The 3,968-nt window shown below is 62.0% G+C and carries 2 protein-coding genes; one reads left to right on the top strand and one right to left on the bottom strand.

The window, feature by feature from the left end; translation table 11 throughout:
• Nucleotides 1–145: 145 nt before the first annotated feature.
• Nucleotides 146–1,552: a serralysin family metalloprotease gene (locus QMX91_RS29490; protein ID WP_282413798.1), complete on the bottom strand. Its 1,407-nt coding sequence runs from the start codon at nucleotides 1,550–1,552 to the stop codon at nucleotides 146–148.
• A gap of 279 nt (nucleotides 1,553–1,831) precedes the next feature.
• Between QMX91_RS29490 and QMX91_RS29485 the strand changes: the two genes are divergently transcribed.
• The gene (locus tag QMX91_RS29485; RefSeq protein ID WP_282413797.1) at nucleotides 1,832–3,763 is read left to right on the top strand and encodes a DNA topoisomerase III; all 1,932 of its coding nucleotides are present in this window, start codon (nucleotides 1,832–1,834) and stop codon (nucleotides 3,761–3,763) included.
• The last annotated feature ends 205 nt before the right edge of the window (nucleotides 3,764–3,968 follow it).

Genomic DNA, 3,968 nt, shown 5'->3' with positions numbered 1-3,968 from the left:
GCTCCCGCTGGGCTGCATAGCAGACCCAAATCCGGAAATCGCGCTGCATCAGGTATAACGCGATTTCAGGTTTTGCGACGGCTTCGCCGCCGAGCGGGAGCAAGCTCCCTCGCCACAAGCGTCAGGTTGGCCCTGTCATTTCACATCAAACCACGATATCAGTCGCCACCGCCTGCCCCACCACACCCACGGCAAAGTCAACCTGCCCCTGCCCGGTCAGATCGACCAGCAGCCCGGTCTGACCGTTCTGCGCGTAGTAAGTCAGGATCGCATCGCCCGCGTGGCCGGTGAAACTGCTGACAAAGTTCAGTGACGCCGCCCCCGTGGCAAACGCGGCGATGCCCGAGAGGTCGATCTTGTCCACGCCGCTCTTGAAATCCATGATCCAGTCCGGCTGGTTGTTGGTCGAGTCGCTGGCCGCGCCGAACACGAAGGTGTCTGCGCCCTCGCCGCCCCACAGCACATCCGCGCCGCCACCGCCGTAAAGGATGTCGTTGCCGGCTCCGCCGAACAGATGGTTGACGGCCGAGTTGCCGATCAGCAGGTCATTGCCCGAACCGCCAACCGCATTTTCCACGGTTACGCCATAGGCAATCGACACGTTGCCGACCAGACCGCCAACGTCGGAGAACGAACCCTCATTGAGGTTGATCTTCTGGTTCTGGGTGAAGCCGGAGAAATCCAGCCAGTCGTCACCGCCACCGTCCCATACCGAAAACACCACTTTCGAAGAGGCCGAAGTCGCGGTGTAGTAATCGCGTCCGGTATTGGAGTTGAAGCCATACCAAGTGTTATCGGCACGAGTTTCATAGTTGGCACCGTAGAGTTTCTGCACCGCCACGATATCGTCCAGCAACGGCGCGGAGGCGTAAGCGCCGCTGCCGTCCTTGCTGAAGTTCTGGTCGGTGTTGGCTTCACTCCAGTAGCTCATCAGGCTGTAGCCACGGGTGTCTTCGGCGTACTTGGCGTCGTTGTAGGTCGGGTTGCCATTGCCGGCGTTGTAGGCGCCCGGGTGCGACAGACCAAGGGTGTGGCCGATTTCGTGGGTCAGGGTCTGACGCCCGTAGTTGTTGGTGTCCGGAGTCTTGTTGACCTGATATTGATTGTTGATCAGGTACCACGACTGACCGTCATAGCTGCCGCCGCTCGGCAGGTAGGCGAACGCTGCGCCGCCGGTGCTGACGTCGTAGTTGCCGAAGGTCATGTGGCCGTCGCCGCCCTTGCCCTCAGTGAACGTGACCTTGGCCACGTCGGCCCAGGATTGCATGGCCAGTATGGCTTGAGCCTTTTGCTGAGCGCTGAACTGGCTGAAGTTGCCTAGGTTCGGGTTGTAGTTTGCCGGTTTCTCGGTAAGGAAGGTGTAGGTCAGGGAGATTTTGCCGTCACCGTTCTTGTCGTGCCACGACAGGTTTTTGCGCAGGATTTCGTCGGCTGCCTGATCGGCGGTGAACGACGGTTTGCCGTTGACCAGGCCGACGCCGCGGTCGTACAGGTGGCTGAAGGCATTCACTTCGTCATAGGCGCTGCTGGTTTTCGCTTTGGCTTGAGCCATGGTGGGACTTCCTTGTTTCAGAGTTGGCAGTACGCGTCGAGCACGGCGATCCACTAGCGAGATCGTCCGGTCACTCGCGTTTCTGAGAAGCCCGGTGAACCTGACACGGGCGTCAACTGCCCTGCCAATCGATTTCTCGATAGCCGCTCGCGACGTCCCGGTAATACCGGTCATTCCCGGCAACGTTTTTATCTGTATATCCATACAGATAAAAGTTGCCCCAGGCGCGAACTCCGGCCATTCTGTGCACCTCCAGTGAACTGATTGACGACGGTGGTTATGCGGCTGTACCTCTGTGAAAAACCTTCCCAGGCCAAAGACATTGCGGCCGTGCTCGGTGCAAAGCGCCGGGGCGACGGCTGCTGGCTGGGAACGGACGTCACGGTGACCTGGTGCATCGGCCACCTGCTGGAAACTGCCCCGCCGGATGCCTATGACGCGCGCTACAAGCGCTGGGTGCTGGCGGATCTGCCGATCATTCCGGACAAGTGGAAAATGACCGTCAAGCCGCGTACCGCCAGCCAGTACAAGGCGGTCAAGCGCCTGTTGGGCGAGGCCAGCGAACTGATCATCGCCACCGACGCCGACCGTGAGGGCGAAATGATTGCCCGGGAATTGGTCGAGCACTGCCGCTATCGCGGGCCGATCCGTCGCCTGTGGCTGTCGGCGCTGGATGAAGCGTCGATTCGCAAGGCTTTGGCCGCGCTGAAGCCGGGGGCGGAAACCTTCAGCCTGTACCACTCGGCGCTGGGGCGCTCGCGGGCCGACTGGCTGATCGGCATGAACATGAGTCGCCTGTTTACGCTATTGGGCCGGCAGTCCGGCTATCAGGGTGTGCTGCCGGTCGGCCGGGTGCAGACGCCGACACTGCGGCTGGTGGTGGACCGCGACCGCAGCATCGCCGACTTCGTGCCGGTGCCGTACTGGGCGATCGATGTGCAACTGCTGCACGACGGCACGCCGTTCACCGCGCAATGGCGTGCGCCCTCCGACGTTTGCGACGAGCAGGATCGCTGCCTGAATCAGGCACTGGCCCAGCAGGCAGCCGCCGCTCTGGACAGCGCCGCCAGTGCGCGGGTGGTCAAACTGCGCACCGAACGCATGCGTGAAGTGGCACCGCTGCCATTCGATCTGGGCACCCTGCAGGAGGTCTGCTCGAAGAAACTCGGTCTCGGCGCCCAGGAAACTCTCGACATCGCCCAGGCCCTCTACGAAACCTACAAGGTCATCACCTACCCGCGCAGCGATTGCGGCTTTCTGCCGCTGAGCCAGCACAGCGAGGCGCCGGGGATACTGGCGGCACTGCGTCAGGCCGACCCGAGCCTTGACGTGTTGAACGGTCACCTCGACCCGCAGCGCCGCTCACGGGCGTGGAACGACGCCAAGGTCAGCGCCCACCACGGCATCATCCCCACCGCCGCGGCGAAAAATCTCGAACGCCTGAGCGGTAAGCACCGTGCGGTCTATACCCTGATTCGTGCGCGTTATCTGGCGCAATTTCTGCCCAACCATGAATACGATCGCACCCAGGCCGACTTCGATTGCGCCGGGGAAGCGTTGCGTGCCGTCGGCAAGCAGATCATCGAACCGGGCTGGAAGCGCGCCTTGCCCGAAGCCCTCGCCCCGGCCAAGGGCCGTGAAGCGCCAGCCCCGCAAACCCTGCCGGCGCTGAGCCAGGGTATCGATTGCGCCGTGGCCGGCGTGAACCTCAAGGATCTGTGGACCCAGCCGCCGAAGCCCTACACCGAGGGCGACCTGATCAAGGCGATGAAGAACGTCGCCAAACTGGTGGAAGATCCGCTGCTCAAACAGAAACTCAAGGACACCACCGGCATCGGCACCGAAGCGACCCGCGCTTCGATCATTCAGGGCCTGCTGGATCGAGGTTATCTGGTGAAGAACGGCAAGGCGCTGGCCGCGACGCCTGCAGCCTTCAGCCTGATCGACGCCGTACCCCGGGCAATTGCCGACCCCGGCACCACCGCCATCTGGGAGCAGGCGCTGGACATGGTGCAGAGTGGCGAAATGAGCCTGGAGGAGTTCGTCACCAAACAGGCGGCGTGGATGAGCAAGCAGGTCAGCCGCTGTTCGGCGCTGAGCCTGACCATCAGCGGCCCGCCACCGGCCGGCAAGGCTGCGGCGCCGTGGAAGAAAAAGCGTAAATCGACCCGAAGCAAAACTGCCAGCGCAGCCAAACGCACAGCGAAGTAATGATCAGTCCTGTGGTGGGGGACTCTGTGGTGAGGGACTCTGTGGTGAGGGACTCTGTGGTGAGGGACTCTGTGGTGAGGGGATTTATCCCCGATGGGCTGCGAAGCGGCCCCAGCTTTTACTTAAACAAGAGGACTGCTGCGCAATCCATCGGGGATAAATCCCCTCACCCCCAGGTATGAGTCGACAATACTGAAGTCGCAAT

It is taken from the genome of Pseudomonas sp. PS01299 (genome assembly GCF_029960145.1).
Lineage (GTDB): Bacteria > Pseudomonadota > Gammaproteobacteria > Pseudomonadales > Pseudomonadaceae > Aquipseudomonas > Aquipseudomonas putida_A.
Note: the sequence above shows the minus strand (reverse complement) of the source record. Positions and strands in the feature narration are given on the sequence as shown.